At 68.1% G+C, this 17,158-nt stretch carries 4 protein-coding genes; all 4 read left to right on the forward strand.

Annotated features, from left to right (window positions below):
• The 4 genes from ACE04A_RS14685 (at position 1) to ACE04A_RS14700 (ending at position 17,153) form a co-directional block, all read left to right on the forward strand.
• The gene (locus tag ACE04A_RS14685) at positions 1-12,669 is read left to right on the forward strand and encodes a putative filamentous hemagglutinin family protein (RefSeq protein ID WP_485820248.1); all 12,669 of its coding nucleotides are present in this window, start codon (positions 1-3) and stop codon (positions 12,667-12,669) included.
• A gap of 476 nt (positions 12,670-13,145) precedes the next feature.
• On the forward strand, positions 13,146-14,768 hold the full coding sequence (locus tag ACE04A_RS14690) for a ShlB/FhaC/HecB family hemolysin secretion/activation protein (protein ID WP_448717497.1): 1,623 nt from the start codon (positions 13,146-13,148) through the stop codon (positions 14,766-14,768).
• A 39-nt stretch (positions 14,769-14,807) separates the two neighbouring features.
• Positions 14,808-16,724, forward strand: coding sequence for a DUF2341 domain-containing protein (locus tag ACE04A_RS14695; RefSeq protein ID WP_448717496.1), 1,917 nt, complete (start codon positions 14,808-14,810; stop codon positions 16,722-16,724).
• Between the two features lie 9 nt (positions 16,725-16,733).
• Positions 16,734-17,153 carry an ExbD/TolR family protein gene (locus ACE04A_RS14700; RefSeq protein ID WP_046804844.1) on the forward strand — a complete coding sequence of 140 codons (420 nt, stop codon included), beginning with the start codon at positions 16,734-16,736 and terminating at the stop codon, positions 17,151-17,153.
• Positions 17,154-17,158: the final 5 nt, after the last annotated feature.

The raw sequence follows: 17,158 nt of genomic DNA on the forward strand, positions 1-17,158 counted from the left end.
ATGGGGACCGTGCCGGCGCGCGTGCGCCCGAACTGGCGTCCGACGCCATTGTCCCAGGCCGTGACGGCGTTGCTGATCGCGGGTAGCGCCAGCGGGGCGGCGCAGGCGCAGCGGGCGTTCAGCCCGGGCTGGTTCGCCGACAAGAACGCGGTGCAATCGACGGCGCAGCGCACGGGCCGCATGCCCGACGGCAGCTTGGCCGGCATCGGCAACAGCGCGCGTCAACAGGCGCAATCGCGCCAGCAGTTGCAGCGGTCGCTGGACAACCTGAACCGCACGGCGGCCGCCGTCGCGGCGCAGCAAGCCGCCCAGGCGGCGGCGCGCGCGGCCGCGGCAGCCGCTAATGGCGGCGACGCGCCGGACGGGCTGGTCGAAGGCGGGCTGTGGGCAGCGACGGGCGAGCAGGCCAAATGGGAAGGCGCGAAGGCTGCCAAGCCCAGCGTCGAGAACGGCCGCCAAGTCGTCACCATTGAACAGACGCAGTCGCGGGCGATCTTGAACTGGGACACGTTCAACGTCGGCCGCAACACCACGGTGCAGTTCAAGCAGGGCGCGGACGACGCGGTGCTGAACCGGGTGGTGGGCGCGTCAGCCAAGCCTAGCCAGATTCAGGGCGCGATCAAGGCCGACGGTACCGTGATGGTGGTGAACCAGAACGGCGTCGTCTTCAGCGGCACCAGTCAGGTGAATGCGCGCAACCTGGTGGCCGCCGCCGCCACGATCACCGACGCGCAATTCCGCGACAAGGGCTTGTACGCGGACAACGGCGCGCAGCCGACGTTCCAGGATGCGCTGGGCAAGGTGGACGTGCAAGCGGGCGCAATGATCCGGACCGCCGCGCCCGGCACGTCCACCACCAGCGGCGGCTATGTGCTGTTGTTGGGCAAGGAAACCGCCAACGCGGGCGCCATCGACACGCCCTCGGGCCAGGCCGTGCTGGCCGCCGGCGACAATTTCGTGATCAAGCGCGGCCAGGGCACGTCGGGCAATCTCAGTTCCACCACCAAGGGTAATGAAGTCAGCGTTGCCGGCACGCCCGGCCGCGTGGTGAATACGGGCTTGATCCAGGCGTCACTGGGGGATGTGACGTTGACCGGCGGCGACGTGGTGCAGGGCGGCGTGGCGCTGTCCAGCACTTCGGTCGATACGCGCGGCACGGTGCACCTGAACGCCACGGGCGAAGGCGGCAAGATCACCCTGGCGGAAGCGGGCACGACGGCCATTCTGCTGGACCGCAGCGGCGCGCTGGCGCTGGACAGCCAGCGCGACGGCCTGCGCGCGCCGGTCATCGCCGCGTCGGATTCGGCCTGGGCGCCGGGCGGTAGCGACCGGCGCGAGCTGTCGCGCGTGGAGATCAACAGTTCAGGCACGGTGGATTTCGCGTCGGGCTCCATCACCTTGGCGACGGGCGGGCAGATTGCCGTGCAGGCCGCGCAGCGCAGCCTGCTGCGTGACGGCGCGGTGCTGGACGTGGCGGGCGCGGTGGGCGTGCCCGTGGCCATGGAGAACAACAGCGTCAAGATCAACGTACAGGGCAATGAGCAGCGCGACGCGCCGGTCAACCGCGACAGCGGCAAGCTGAACAACAGCGACATCTGGGTGGATGCGCGCGAACTCGTCCTGGTGCCGGCAGGCACCAACGGCTACGCCACAGACCGTTGGTACACGGCCGGGGGCCTGCTGGAAGTCAGCGGCTATCTGGGCACCCAGGGCCACGCGGTGAACGAGTGGATGGCGCAGGGCGGTAATGTCGAGTTCACGGGCGGCGAGGTGGTCACGCGCGCCGGGTCGCAGATCAACGTGTCGGGTGGCACGCTGGACGTGCAGGACGGCATGGTGCAGCAGAGCTGGCTGCGCGGCGTGGATGGACGGCTGTACGAGGTGTCGCGCGCGCCGGGCGATCTGGCGTACACGGGCTTGTACAAGGGCTACGAAGCGAAGTCCGAACGCTGGGGCCAGACCCGCTATTTCTACAACCCCCTGCTGGCACCGAAGGAACGTTTCGAAACTGGCTACACGGTTGGGCGTGACGCGGGCCGACTGCTTGTCGGCACGAAGAGCGCCGTGCTGGAAGGCGACCTGATCGGGCAGACCTATCAGGGCGAACGCCAGAACGCGGCACCGCAGTTGGGGCTGGACGGCTATCAGCAATCGCAACGCGCGGCGGCGCGCGGTGCGCAGTTGGTGGTGGGCACGTACACGCCTTACTACAACAAGGCCACCGGCTCGATGTCGTACGCGCTGGGGAATTCCGAAAACACCATTCAGCAGGTGTTGCTGTCCGACCGGGTGGACGCCATTGCGGATGGCCTGGACCTGAGCAACGCGTTGCCTGAAGCGCGAGCCGGCATCCTGCATCTGGACACCACGCGTTTGAATGCGTCCAACCTGGGCGCCATCAAGATTGCCGCCAACGACATCGCCGTGCAATCCGATCTTGGCGGGGCGGCGGGGGGCGATATCACCTTGTTCGCGGACAAGGTATCCGTGGATGCCACGTTGACGGCACGCGCCGGCAGCATCCGCCTGGGCAATGTGCTGAATCAGGCTACGCCCGCGGGCATGGCCGACACCGCCACCGGAGCCGGGGCCGACGGCGCCCAACCCACGCTGGCGCTGAGCGCGCGCGGGCGGCTGGATACACGGGGGCAATGGAGCAACCTGGCCATGTCGCCCGAGCAGATCGGCGCCATGCCTTACTTGAACGGCGGCACGGTCGCGCTACGCAGCAGTGGCGACATCCTGCTGGACGCCGGCAGCGTCATCGACGTGAGTTCGGGCGCGGTGTTGGGCAAGAATGGGCGGGTTACGGGCGGCAAGGGCGGCAATACCACCGTGGAGCTGGTGGCCGGCGGCACGCAAGAGGGCCGACTAAGCCTGGGCGCCGAGCTGCGCGGCTATGGCGTGGAAGGTGGCGGCACCCTGGCCGTGACGGGAGACAAGATCGTGCTGGGCGGCATGCCCGCCGACGAGCGCGTGCTGACGCTGGGCGCACCTTTCTTTCAGCAAGGCTATTCGCGCTACGAGCTCACGGGCGCCAATGGCGTGGCGGTGGCCGACGGCGCGCGTATCGATGTGTCGATGCCGGTGTACCGCCCGGTCGACGGCGCGGCCGGCCTGCCGACGGGCGCGGACCCCTCGTCGGTGCTGCAAACGTGGCTACCGCCCGTCTATCAGCATGACGTGGTTGCCGGAACCGTGACGCAGCGCCAGGGCGCCAGCCTGTCGCTGCAAAGCGGCCGCAACCTTGCCGCGACCGGCGCGAATGTGGACGCCGCGCTGATCGTCGGGCAAGGCGCGCAACTGAACGTGGACCCCGGGCAGTCGATTCAGATGCGCGGGGTGGGGCAGATTACCGTGCTGGGCGCCTTGACGGCGGCGGGCGGCAAGATCGATATCCGCCAACTGCGCGTGGGTGACGTGGATGTGGCCGAGTCCCTGGAAGTCGTGCAAGGCGAGGTCCACGACCGTTCCATCTGGATCGGCGAGCAGGCCGTGCTGAACGTGGCCGGCCGCTCGGAAACGGGCGTGGATGCGCAGGGCCGCCGCTACGGCTTGGCGGACGCGGGCGGCGTCATCGTGCTGGGCGGCGAGATCGACCATGACCGCGCGACGGCAACTTCATCCGACCTGTATGTCATCGTGCGTCCCGGCGCGGTGTTGGACGCCTCCGGCGCCAGCACGACCGTGGATGTGAATGGTGTAGGCCCGGCGCGGCTGGACCGCGACGGCGGGCGAATCTCGCTCAGTTCCTACAACGGGCTGCATCTGGACGGCACGTTCATCGCACGCGCGGGCGGCGCGAGCGCGGCGGGCGGCACGCTGGATGTTGCGCTTGAGACGCCGCTGTACCGCACCTGGGGCGAGGGCCTGGCGGGCGAGGCCGTGCAGGTGCCGCGCGAAATGGTGCTGGCTTCGGGCGCGGGCAAACCGCTTGCCGCGAGCCTGATGCCGGGCGAAGCCGACGAGGGCTTGCGTTACGGCCAGACGCGTCTGGATCCGTCGCGCCTGTTGTCTGGCGGGGGCTTCGATCACCTGGGGTTGTTGTCCAACGGCCTGATGTCTTTCGACGGTGACGTCAACGTGTCGGTGGGGCAAAGCCTGCGCCTGTACGCCGGCGCATTTTCACTGGCGCCACAGGGAGATGCGCTTGCCGCCGAGCAAGCCTACGTGCCGGCCCAGGTCAACCTCGCGGCCTCCACGGTGCGGCTGTCCGGTCCGGGAAAATATGCCGCGTCCAACGGCATCATCCGGCCGCGCGTCCTGTTCGGCGACGCGCAGGACGTGGGCGAGGGCACGTTCACGGTGCGCGCGGGCCGCTTGCTGGAAGTGGGCAACAGCCTGTCGTTCGGCACACAAGGCACGATCAACCGCAGCGTGGGCGGCGTGCTGTCAGTGGCGCGTAGCGGCTTTGACCGGGTGACGCTGGACAGCGCGGGCGACCTGCGCTTTCTGGCCCAAAACGACAACGAGCCGCGCACGCGCCTGTGGACGCGCGGCGATCTGGACCTGATCGCCGCGCAGATCTATCCGGGCACGGGCGTTGAGGCCGAGGTGCTGGCGGGCTATACGCGGCGGCCAGACGGTACGCAGGTGTTCGACCCGGACCGCAGCTTGCGGATTGCGCGCCATGAAGGCACGACGGGAGCCTTGCCCGCGATGCCCTATTCGGCATTCGGCGCGTTGCGTTTGGCGGCGGCAACCGTGGAACAGGGCGGCGTGTTGCGCGCACCGCTGGGCGCGATCACGCTGGGCGACCTGAGCGAGCGGATGGACACGCAGCGCCTGAGCTTGTTGCCGGGCAGCGTTACGTCGGTCAGCGGTGCCGGCCTGGTCATGCCTTATGGCGGCACGACGGATGGCGTGTCGTACAAGTTCAACGGCGCGGATGTGTCCTTGGTCGGGGTGGGCGGCGCGTCAGGCTTGGATGGCGGCGCCATGCTGCGCACCGGCATCACCTTGGGGTTCCGCGACGTGGACGCGCAGCCGGGATCCGTATTGGATCTGTCCGGGGGCGGCGAACTCACGGGCGCGGGCTTTGTGTCGGGCCGAGGCGGCTCCACCGACGCGCGCTATGCGCCGTTGGTCCGCATGAATCCCGATGGCGGCTTCACCCTTCCGGGTCTGGCCGACAACCCCGTCTACGCCATCGTGCCCGGCGCGCAGCCGGTGGTGGCGCCGGTGGGCGGCGAGGCGGGGGCCTCCACACCCGGCGTTGGCCAGCAGATCACGCTGGGCGCGGGTGTACCTGGCCTGCCGGCTGGCACCTATACCTTGATGCCGTCCACCTATGCCTTGCTGCCCGGCGCGTTCCGGGTCGAGATCAACGGCGGGGCCAAGGCGGGCGCGGCGCTTGCGCCGATGCAGATGCGCAATCAATCGTGGGCGGCCAGCGGCACCTTGTCGACCGCGGGCACCAACGTGGTGAACAGCCTGGCCAGCGCGGTGGTCCTGACGCCGGGCAAGGTGCTGCGCACGCTGTCGCAGTACAACGAAATGAGCTACGCCAGCTTTGTCGCGGCCGATGCCGTGACGCGCGGTGTGCCGCGTGCGATGCTGCCGGCCGACGCCCGCACCTTGCGGCTGGCGATCCATCCGGGTTCCACGGACGGGCAGGCGCTGAGTGTTGAAGGGCTGGCGAATTTCACGGCCGCGAAGGGCGGCTTCGGCGGCGCCGTGGCGCTCAATGGCGGCAGCTCGACGGTAGAGATCCTGGCGGCGGGCCAGGCCCCCACGGCGGAGTTCGCGGGCACGTCGGTGCAGGCGGATGCCTTGAACGCGCTGGGCGCCAGCCGTTTGGTCGTCGGCGCGCTGCCGGTAGTGTGGTACGGGTCGGGCGGCCGCTTCTATACCTTCCAGGCGTCGGCCAACCAGGTGGTGCTGCGCGCGGGCGCGCAATTGACGGGGCCGGAAGTGCTGATCTCGTCGAGCACGATCGAGCTTGAAGCCGGCGCGGGCATATCCACGCTGGGCGCTGGCGCGCCGTCGGTGGATTCCACCAACGGCTATGCCTTCCAGCCACGCACCGCCAGTTTGCTTGCGGTGTCCAATGGCCGTCTGGATGTGCTGGCGCCGGACGCGCTGGGCTCGGGCGCCATCCGCATCGGCACCTGCGCGGCGCAGCCCTGCCAGGGCGTGACCCGCCTGTATTCCGAGGGCACCATCGCCGCCGCCACCAATGGCGTATTCGATCTGGGCGAACAAGTTCGCTACGGCACCCGCAACCTGGCCTTGGCCGTGGGCGCGGTGAATGTCGGCACGACCGAGGCGCTGGCGCAAGCCGCCGCGCGCGGCGTCTTGCCCAACGGCCTGACGCTGAACCAGGACATCCTGGGCCGCCTGCTGCGCGGCGACACCAGCGTGGGTGCACCGGCGCTGGAAACCCTGACGCTGACCGCGCGCGATGCCCTTAACTTCTACGGCACGGTGGCGCTGGACACGCGCGACCCGCTGACCGGCAAATACAGCCTGGCCACGCTGGCGCTGGGTACGCCGGCCATCTACGGCTACGGCGACACGGGCGACGAGGCCAGCATCCGCACGCAGAATCTGGTCTGGAATGGCGCAACCCAAGCGCCGGGCGCGGTGGCGGCGGGCGGGGCCGGCACGGGCCAGGGCACGCTGCGTATCGATGCCGAACGGATTGAGTTCGGTTATGGGCAAGGCGCGCAACCCAACGGTCTGGAAGACAACGCCAGGCTGGCGTTGGGCTTTTCCAGCGTCAACCTGAATGCCAGCGACCGCATCACGGCCAACCACCGAGGCAGCTTGTCGGTGTACGAATCGCAGGGCGCGTTCGATAGCGCCACGGGCCGCTACGCCTATGTGGGCGGCAACCTCAACTTGAACACGCCCTTGCTGACCGGCGGGGCGGGTTCCGTCAACCGCATGACGGCGGGCGGCGATGTGCGGGTGACGGGCGCGTCGGGGGTGCCGGCTTTGCAAGCCGCGGCGGTGCAGGACCTGGGCGCGGAAATCAGCCTGGCCGGGGCGAACGTGCAGGTCGATGGCAGGATCGTGCTGCCCAGCGGCAAGCTGACATTGGAAGGCCGCGACAGCGTGCTGCTGACGTCGGCCTCGCAGTTGGATGTGTCGGGCCGGGCCATCGCCTTCAACGACGTGCTGCGCTATAGCTGGGGCGGCGACGTGATTCTGGCAAGCAGCCAGGGCAGCATCCGGCAGGAAGGCGGGGCGCTGATCGATCTGTCGGCGCAGCAGAACAATGCGGGCAGCCTGCGGGCCGACGCGCTGTCGGCCTCGGCCGGCGTGGTGGACCTGCAAGGCCGCATCCTGGGCACAAGTTCGGGCGTCTACGATGCCGGCGGCACGGCCGTGCCCTACCGCGCGGGCAGCATCGATATCAGCGCGCAGCATCTGGGCGCGCCGGGCGCCTTGAACGCGGATTTCGACGCGCTGAATCAGCGCCTGAACGACGGCGGCGTCACCGGCGCGCGCAGTTTCCAGATCAAGCAAGGCAGCCTGACGCTGGGCGATACGCTGCGCGCCAACGACATCAACTTGTCGATCGACGGCGGCAGCCTGACCGTGGCCGGCCTGGTGGACGCCAGCGGCGAGCGCGTGGGCCGGATCCGCTTGGCCGCGCGCGATGGCCTGACCCTGGCGTCGAACGCGGTGCTGGACGCGCATGGAACCGTGCTGCGCGTGGACAGCTACGGCAAGATCATCGACGCGCCCAACCGCGCCGTGGTGCAACTGAATTCGGGTCGCGGCGTGCTGACCTTGGCCAGCGGCGCGCGCATGGATTTGCGCCACGGCACGGCGGCCACGCCGGGAACGGGCGCGGGGCAGCACGACGGCGTGGCGCGCGGCACCCTGGACCTGTTTGCGCCGCGCATAGACGCCGCCGGCAATGCGGCCAACAACGGCAGCGGGGTGGCGGGTTCCGCCGCCACGTATGGCGACATCGCCATCGAGGCGCGCGGCCCGGTCGCGATAGACGGCGCCAAGGCCATCTCGCTGATCGCCACCCAACGCTATGACGACGCCCGGGAAGGCGTTGCCGCCGATCGCACGAGCGGTCGCGAATATCAGATCATTGACCAGGCCTATCTGGATACGCTGCACGGCGACAGCGCAACGTTCATCGGCCGCGCGCTGGCCAACGGCAATCTCTTGAACACCAAGCTGGCCGGCTTGAATAACGCCACCTACCGCGATGTCTTCCATCTGCGGCCTGGCGTGGAAATCGTCAGCAAGACGGGCGATGGCGATCTGGTCGTGCAAGGTGACCTGGACCTGTCGCGCTATCGCTACGCCAGCCTGAATCCGCACTCGGCCATGACTTCCGTCTATGGCTCGGGCGAGGCGGGCGCGCTGACGCTGCGCGCCAAGGGCAACCTGGACGTCTACGGCAGCATCAACGACGGCTTTGCGCCGCCTGCGGCCACGCCGGATGACGAGAACGGCTGGATCCTGACGCCGGGCGCACAAGCGTTTGGCGGCGATGTGGTGTTGCCGCGCGGCGGTGTGGAACTGGCCGAAGGCACGGAGTTCCCAGGCGGCAAGACGCTGAACTACGCCTTGCCCCTGCAAGCCACCACGCTGGCCGCGGGCACCCGCCTGCCGGTCGAGGCCGCGCTGAACCAGGAGTTGACCCTGGCCGCCGGCGTGGTGCTGTCGGGCGACGTGCGCGATGCCTCCGGGCAGTTGCTGTACGCCGCCGGCAGCATTCTTGAACAAGCGGTGAACTTGCCCGTCGGCACGCGCTTGGGCGCGGGCACGATGCTCACGGCCGGCACGGCGCTTCAGTCGTTCACGTGGCCGGCCAACGTGGCCCTGCCCAATCTCTACACGACGCAAGGCTATGAGCCCAACGTGTTGTTGATGGCGGGCACCATCACGCTCAAGCAGGGCGCGTTGATCCCGTCGCAGACCAAGCTGGTGTTCCCGGAAGGGGTCGACTATGTGGAACTGCGCCCGGGCACGGCGGCGGATCAGCGGCGCAACTGGGCGGTGGCCCAGATGCTGCCGGCCGGCAGCCAGTCGTGGTCGATGCAGTTGGTGGCGGGCGCGGACCTGGACGCGGCGGATCCGCTGCGCGTCGTGCGCGGGCCGGACGCGGGCAAGCTGACGCTGGCCGATACCCACTACAACGCCAGCCTGGTCAAGGGCGCAAGCCTGGTCTGGGGGCCCGAAGCCGGCCCGTCCGGCTTTGAACCCGGAACGCCGGTGCCGGACGACCTGCTCTGGCTGTGCGACGCGATCGAAGGGCTGTGCATGCCGCCGCCGCGCTTTGTCTGGGGGCCGGACAACTGGTTCGGGTATCCGGCCGGCACGCCGGTGTCCGAGGCTGAAATCGACCTGTGCTCGCTATCGGCGGAGCAGTGCATCGAGAACAAATCATCGACGTCGGTGGTGACGCATACGCAGAATTTCAGCGTGTTGCGCACGGGTACGGGCGACCTGGACCTGGCGGCGGGTGGCGACTTCAGCCTGATGTCGGCGTATGGCGTCTACACGGCCGGCACACAAGCGGCAAACGTGGACGCGGCCTACCAATTGCCCCGTGGCCGCTACGAGACCACGGTGCTGGGCGACGATCACTCGACCACCTATGAACCCTTCGTGTCGGCCGGCGCGGGGTATCAGGCGTGGTACCCGGAAGCAGGCGGCAACCTCAGCCTGTACACGGGCGGGGCCTTGCGCGGCGACGTGTGGGGCAAGACCACGGGCGGCAATTTCGAGGCGCGCGTCATAGATCCCAGCGTAGGCATCGGCAACTGGTTGTGGCGCCAAGGTACCGGCAGCGCCAATGGCGGCGATACGCCTACCGCCTGGTGGATCAACTTCGGCAGCTACACGCGCGCGCCCTCGGCGTTCAAGGACAACACGCCGCTGTTGGTGGGCTTCACCGGCTTCGGGGCATTGGGCGGCGGCAACGTCAGCCTGCGCGTGGACGGTGACGCGGGCAACATCGAGTCGCGCGGGTCCATCAACAATCCGCGCAGCCAGGGCCTGATCGTGGCCGTCGGCAGCACCGGCCGCGTTGCGGCCGACGGCGGCATGACGTTGACGGGGGGCGGCGATATCGACATCCGTGTCGGAGGCGGCTTGAACCCGACGCAAAGCGCGCGCGGTCTGGTGTCCTCGACCGTGGGGCCAACCCCCTATTACGGCGAACCCGCGCTGGACTTGCAGGGCGCGCTGATCAACCTGCGCGGCCATGCCCAATTGGCGGGCGGCGCGGTGGGCGGGCTGGATCTGCAATACGGCAACGAAGCCCGCGAGCAGGACGTGAAGGAAAGCCGTGGCTACGACCCCTACGTGTCCACGATGGCCAGCGCCACGGGCGGCCTGGTGCTGATTCCGGGCGACGCGGTGATCCGCCTGGATACGCGCGGCGACCTGGTCGTCGGCGGGGCCAGCGATCCGGGCCGTGTTGCCTTGCCCAACAGCACGCCTTATCGCATGCCGGACGGCACCATGCGCACGGGCGGCGGCTATAGCTGGTTCTCGATGTGGACGGAGAACACGGCCATTGAGCTGTCCAGCGCGGGCGGCAACCTGACGCCCAGCCGGCAGACGTCGCATAGCGCGCAGGGTCTGGCGGTGCAGCCGGGGCGTAATACCTCGCCGTCCGACGGGCGCTATCTGTATCCGTCGATTCTGCGCGCCACGGCCTATGACGGCAGTATTTATGCGGGCGTGTCGGCGGGATACCTGAACAACGAAGCAACGGGCCTGCCGTATTCGCTGACGCTGGCGCCGGGTGCGCGCGGGCAAGTGGAAATGCTGGCGGGGGATTCCATCTACGCGGGTGGCTACGCCATCAACCGCTCGGGAGCCGACCCGGCCAGCGTCGCCAACGTGTTGGCGCCGGCCTTTGCCGGTTACTTGTCCGAGGCCAATACGAATGTGGCCTTGAGCAACCAGGGGGCCAATGGCCTGGCCGGCGACCGGTACACCCATTTCCCCTTGTTCTACTTCAATGCGCTGACCGCCAGCACGGCGGGTTCCAATGACGTGACGCGCTTTTATGCCCGCGATGGCGACATCGTCGGGCTCCGCACGGGCGAGGCGCTGTCCATCACGCAGGGCCCGAACCTGGGCCAAACCTGGTATGAGGCATCCGGCCCCGTCTGGATGCTGGCGGGCCGCGACATCGTGGCCTCGGGCACGAACACGGGGACGTCGACCGACGTGCCCTCCACCAATGGCATGAACTTTGGCGCAAGCGGGACATCCGTGACCTCGACCGGCAACCTGTTCCTGCATCGCGACGCGCTGGATGTGTCGCGGGTGTCGGCGGGTCGCGACATCCTGTACAGCTCGTTCCAGGTGGCGGGCCCCGGCGCACTGGAAGTGTCGGCCGGCCGTCATGTGCTAATGGCGGACAAGGCTTCCATCACAAGCCTGGGCGCGGTGATGCCGGGCGACCACCGTGCTGGCGCGTCGATCGCCGTGCAAGCGGGCGTGGGCGCCAAGGGGCCGGACTACGCGGCGTTCCTGGCGCGGTATCTGGACCCGGCCCAGGCGGCCGACCCCAGCCGTCCGCTGGTGGACCAGGGCTTGGCCTTCAAGACCTACGAAGCCGAACTGCTGCTGTGGATGACGCAACGCTTTGGCTTTGCCGGCAGCACGGACGACGCGCGCGCGGCCTTTGCCGCCTTGCCCGCCGAACAGCAACGGATCTTCGCGCGGCAGGTTTATTTTGCCGAGCTGCGTTCCGGCGGACGGGAATACAACGACCTGACCAGCCCGCGCAACGGCAGCTATCTGCGTGGCCGCCAGGCCATCGCCGCGCTGTTCCCGGAAACCGCGCCGGGCGCCTACGAGGGTGACCTCACGCTGTATGGCGCGGCGGGCATCCGCAGTACCTTCGGTGGCGACATCCAGTTGCTGACGCCGGGCGGGCAGCAGGTGTTCGGCGTGGAAGGCGTGGCGCCACCCGCCACCGCCGGCATCATCACGCAGGGCGAAGGCAACATCCAGTTGTACGCGCAGGGCAGCATCCTGCTGGGTCAGAGCCGGGTCATGACGACCTTCGGCGGGGGGATTACCGCGTGGTCGGCGCAAGGCGATATCAATGCGGGCCGGGGCTCGAAGACGACCGTGCTGTACACGCCGCCCAAGCGCGTCTACGACGCCGTGGGCAACGTGACCTTGTCGCCCAATGCGCCCAGCACCGGCGCGGGTATCGCCACGCTGGCGCCGCTGCCGGAAGTGCCGGCGGGCGATGTGGACCTGTACGCCCCGCTGGGCACGATTGACGCGGGCGAGGCAGGCATCCGCGTATCGGGCAACGTGAACATCGCGGCCTTGCAGGTGGTGAACGCGGCCAACATCCAGGCGCAGGGCGATAGCGCGGGGGTGCCGGTAACGGCCGGGGTCAACACCGGTGCGCTGTCTTCGGCCAGCGCGGCGGCAAGCTCCGCCGTCAATGCGGCGCAGGAGTCCGCCCAGCGCGCGCAGGCCGAGGCGCGGCAAAACCAGCCTTCGGTGATCAATGTGCAGATCCTGGGCTATGGCGACGAACCGGTGGCGGGCGCCGCGCCAGCTGTGCCGTCGGCGGGTGCGGCTTCGGGTACGGCTGCGGGTACGCCGAAGTACGACGCGGCCAGCGCGGTGCAGGTCTTGGGGGCGGGGGCGTTGGACGCGGGCGAGACGGCATCGTTGACGGCGGAGGAGCGGCGCAAGTTGATGCTGTGAAGAAGGGGGGCGGAACCGGGGCGTGAGGAACGCGATGGTTTTGAACCCCGGGGCGGAGTCGTGCAGACGGCGGTTGATGGGTTGCGCGCGTTCGGCGCCGGGGTTCTTGCCGTGGTGTTTGCGCGCTTCACCCATCCTACGCATGCGATTCACCCATCCCACGCATGCGCTTCACCCATCGTACGTATGGGCGGCCAGTTTGCTACTGGCCGCTTTTTTTTTGTTGCGCTGCTGGCGCCGTCATGTGGCGTCGCCAGAATCCCCGCCAGATCGTTCGGCCCGCTCGACGCCCGGTTTTTTTTCATGAAGTTTTTCTTACAACGCGCGGTCTTGGGCCTGCCAGTACGTCTAGTAACAAGCAGAAGTTGTAGACGCGGGGTTGTGGGCGAAAACCGTAACGGGATTGTCGCGAAGCGCGCTGCACGGTAGCGGCCGGTACCAGACCGGTTTTCACACAAGGAACTGAGTGCATCGCTATGCATGATTTCGAAAGTAGGGGCCGCGCGTTGCGCGCCATCTTGCGCCGCGCGCCGCAGGCGCTTGTGCTGATCGCCGTGATGAACACGGCCTGGGCGCAGGACGCGGCCGGGGCGGACGCCACGTCGGCGCGCCGCGTCAATATCAATGAGTACATCGTGCGCGGCAACACCGTGCTTGAAGCCCGTGACATCGAGCGCGCCGTCTATCCCTATCTGGGACCCGACCGCACCCTGGCCGACATTGAATCGGCGCGCGAGGCCTTGCAGACGATCTATCAGGAAAAGGGCTACCAGTCGGTCTACGTGGACCTGCCCGAACAGCAGGTGGCCGACGGCGTCGTCTTCCTGCAGGTGTCGGAAACCAAGGTCGGCCGCGTGCGGGTGGTGGGTGCGCAGCACTATTCGCCCCTGGCCATCCGCGACGACGTGCCCGCGTTGCAGGAAGGGCAGGTGCCCAACTTCAATCGCGCGCAGGCCGAGCTGACGCAACTGAACAAGGGCGCCAGCCGCCAGGTGGTGCCGTTGGTGAAGGAAGGGCGCATTCCCGGCACGATGGATGTGGACCTGAAGGTGGAAGACAAGAGCCCCTGGCACGCCAGCCTGGGCTTGAACAACGATTACAGCGCCGACACCTCGCGCCTGCGCAGCACGGCGTCGCTGGGCTATGACAACCTGTGGCAACTGGGCCACTCCGTCAGCCTGACTTTCTTCACCGCCCCGCAGGAAACCGACAACGCCAAGGTGTGGTCGGGCTCGTACTCCATGCCGCTGACGCCGCGCTGGGGCCTGCAATTCTCGGGCTACAAGAGCGACAGCAACGTCGCCACCATCGGTGGCACCAACGTACTGGGCAAGGGCTATTCGTTCGGGCTGTCCGCCATCTACACGATGGACCCGCAAGGCGACTGGAGCAATTCGCTGTCCATCGGGCTGGACTACAAGAAGTTCGATGAGTCGACCCGCTTCGGCGACAACGAAGACCAGATCCCCATCAAGTACCTGCCGTTCACGCTGGCCTACAACGGCTACCGCTATTCCGAGTCATCGCAAAGCAGCCTGGGATTGTCGGTGGTGGGCGCCAGCGGCTCCTTCTTCAACCAGGGCAGCGACTGGCAGGAGTTTGACGACAAGCGCTATCAGGCCAGCCCCAGCTTTGCCTTGCTGCGCGGCGACGGCACGCACACGCAGAACCTTTTCGGCGACTGGCAATTGGGCCTGCGCGGCTCGTTCCAGCTGGCCTCGGGCGCGCTGGTGTCCAACGAGCAATTCTCGGCCGGCGGCGCGACCAGTGTGCGCGGCTACCTGGCCGCCGAACGCACGGGCGACGACGGTGTGTTGGCTTCGGTCGAATGGCGCACGCCGTCTTTGGCGCGCTGGCTGGGCGCGAACGTCAACGAATGGCGCTTCTACGCCTTTGCCGACGCCGCCACCTTGCGCCTGCGTGACCCGCTGCCTGAACAAGACGCCAGCTATTCACTGGCCAGCCTGGGCCTGGGCACCCGCCTGCAAGTGCTGGATTGGTTGTCCGGCTCGCTGGACTGGGGCTACCCGCTCAAGGACGGCCCCAATACCCACAAACACGATCCCCGTCTGAACTTCAGCGTCCGCGCCAACTTCTGAGCGCACGCGCTTACCCCATTCACCCCCGGAGTCTTACTCATGCAACGCCTATTGATGCTCCTGCTAACCGTGCTGGCCGGCGTACTGCCGTCCGCCGCCAACGCCTGGTGGCAACCAGACTGGCAGTACCGCAAGCAAATCACCGTCGACAGCACCGCGCAGGGCATGCCGCTGGGCGGCCCCGCCGGCCGCATGCCGCTGCTGGTGCGCCTGCATACGGGCAACTTCACCTTCGACGGTATCAACGAGAAGGGCGCCGACATCCGCTTCGTGGCGGCCGACGACCAGACCGTGCTGAACCACCAGTTGGAATCGTTCGACCCCTTGCTGGGGATGGCGCTGGTGTGGGTGGATGTGCCGGACGTGGCCGACGGCCAGCGTCAGGACATCTGGATGTACTACGGCAACCAGAAAGCGCCCGCCTCGGCCAACGGCCAACTGAGCTTCGACCCCAACACCACGCTGGTCTATCACTTTGACGGCGCGGCCGGTGCGCCGCCCCGCGACACCACGGCCTACAGCAACCACGGCCAGACGCCGACCGCTGCGATGGTGGACGGCGTCATCGGCCGCGCCGCGCAGTTCACGGGCGCCGCGCCGCTGATGCTGCCGGCCAGCCCCTCATTGGCCATTCCCGCCGCGGGCGCCTTCACGTTCAGCGCCTGGGTGCGTGCCGACCAACCGGCCGGCGAACAACTGATCTACGCGCGTCGCGACGCCGGCAACGCCTTGCTGATCGGCATCAACCAGGGCGTGCCCTTTGTGGAAGTGAACGGCCAGCGCAGCCAGCCCGGCCAACCGCTGACGCCCGCCGCCTGGCAGCACCTTGCCGTAACGGCCGATGGCAGCCAGGTTCACCTGTATGTGAACGGCCGCGCTACCGCATCGCTGGCCGCGAGCCTGCCGCCGCTTGCCACCACCGCCGCGCTGGGCGGCGATGTGCCGATGCCGCCGGTGTCCGCCGCAACCCCCGCGACCCCCGCAGCGGACGGCACGACGCCCGTCGAAGCCGCCCCGGCGCCGCAGCCGACGTACGCGCCGTTCGTGGGTGCGATTGACGAAGTGCGCCTGTCCAAGGTTGCGCGTCCCGCCGCGCTGATCTACGCCGACGCGGCCTCGCAAGGCGCGGAGTCGCGCCTGGTGGTCTACGGCGCCGATGAAGAGCAATCTGGTTTTGGTTTTGGCGGATTGGGCTTTCTGCTTAACGCCGTGCCGATCGACGCCTGGATCATCATCGGCGTGCTGGTGCTGATGATGGTGCAGTCCTGGATCATCATGTTCAAGAAGAGCCGCAACGTGGCCCGCGTGTCGCGCGCCAACGAGTCGTTCCGTGAGGCCTTCGCCACGGTCGGCCAACGCCTGGAATTGCTGGCGGACGACAAGGCGCTGGCCACCCGCGTTGAGCACGCCTCGCTGTGGCGCCTGTACCGCGTTGCGATCAACGAGATCCGCACCCGCCGCGCGCAGGGCGCCGACACCACGTCGATTTCCACGGCCACCATCGAAGCCATCCGCGCGTCGATGGATGCCGTGCGCACCAAGGAAAACCTGGCGCTGGGCTCGAAGCTGGGTTCGCTGTCAAACGCTATTGCCGGCGGCCCCTATATCGGCCTGCTGGGCACGGTGCTGGGCATCATGGTCGTGTTCCTGGGCACCGCCATGGCGGGTGACGTCAACATCAACGCCATCGCGCCCGGCATGGCCGCCGCCTTGCTGGCGACCGCGATGGGTCTGTTCGTGGCGATCCCCGCGCTGTTTGGCTACAACCGCCTGGTGTCGCGCAACAAGGAAGTCAGCGCCGACATGCGCGTGTTTGTCGACGAGTTCGTCACGCGCCTGGCCGAAGTGCACGGCGAAACGCAAGCGCAGGAAGCCGCCCATCAGCAGGCAGTGCGCGCCCCGGCGGCCAGCCGCCCGGCCGTGCGCGACGTGCAACCCGCGTCCGCCGAAGCCTAAGGAGCAGCCATGGCATCCGTATCCACTTCCCAGGACGATGACGACGACGCGCCTGTTGACGGCATCAACATCACGCCGCTGGTCGACGTGCTGATGGTCGTGCTGGTCATGTTCATCCTGACGGCTACCGCGCAGATCGCCGGCATCAAGGTCAACCTGCCCAAGGCCAGTTCCACCATGGCCTTGTCGCAGCCGAAAACCAAGGCGATCTCCGTCAACGACGCCGGCCAGGTTTTCCTGGACGCTTACCCGGTTACCTTGCCCGAGCTGGAAGACCGGCTGCGCACGGAGAAGGCACTGAACCCCGACTTCCCGGTCATTGTGCGCGGCGACGCCGCCGTGCAGTACCAGAAGGTCGTGGAAGTGCTGGACCTGCTGCGCCGTCTGGAACTTGCGCAAGTCGGCCTGGTTACCGGCAAGCCGCAATAGAGGCC

It is taken from the genome of Achromobacter colocynthidis, from assembly GCF_057334535.1.

Coding starts and splice junctions, on each gene's coding strand:
- ACE04A_RS14690 (WP_448717497.1), top strand. CDS start 13,146: ATGCATGATTTCGAAAGTAGGGGCCGCGCGTTGCGCGCCATCTTGCGC.
- ACE04A_RS14695 (WP_448717496.1), top strand. CDS start 14,808: ATGCAACGCCTATTGATGCTCCTGCTAACCGTGCTGGCCGGCGTACTG.
- ACE04A_RS14685 (WP_485820248.1), top strand. CDS start 1: ATGGGGACCGTGCCGGCGCGCGTGCGCCCGAACTGGCGTCCGACGCCA.
- ACE04A_RS14700 (WP_046804844.1), top strand. CDS start 16,734: ATGGCATCCGTATCCACTTCCCAGGACGATGACGACGACGCGCCTGTT.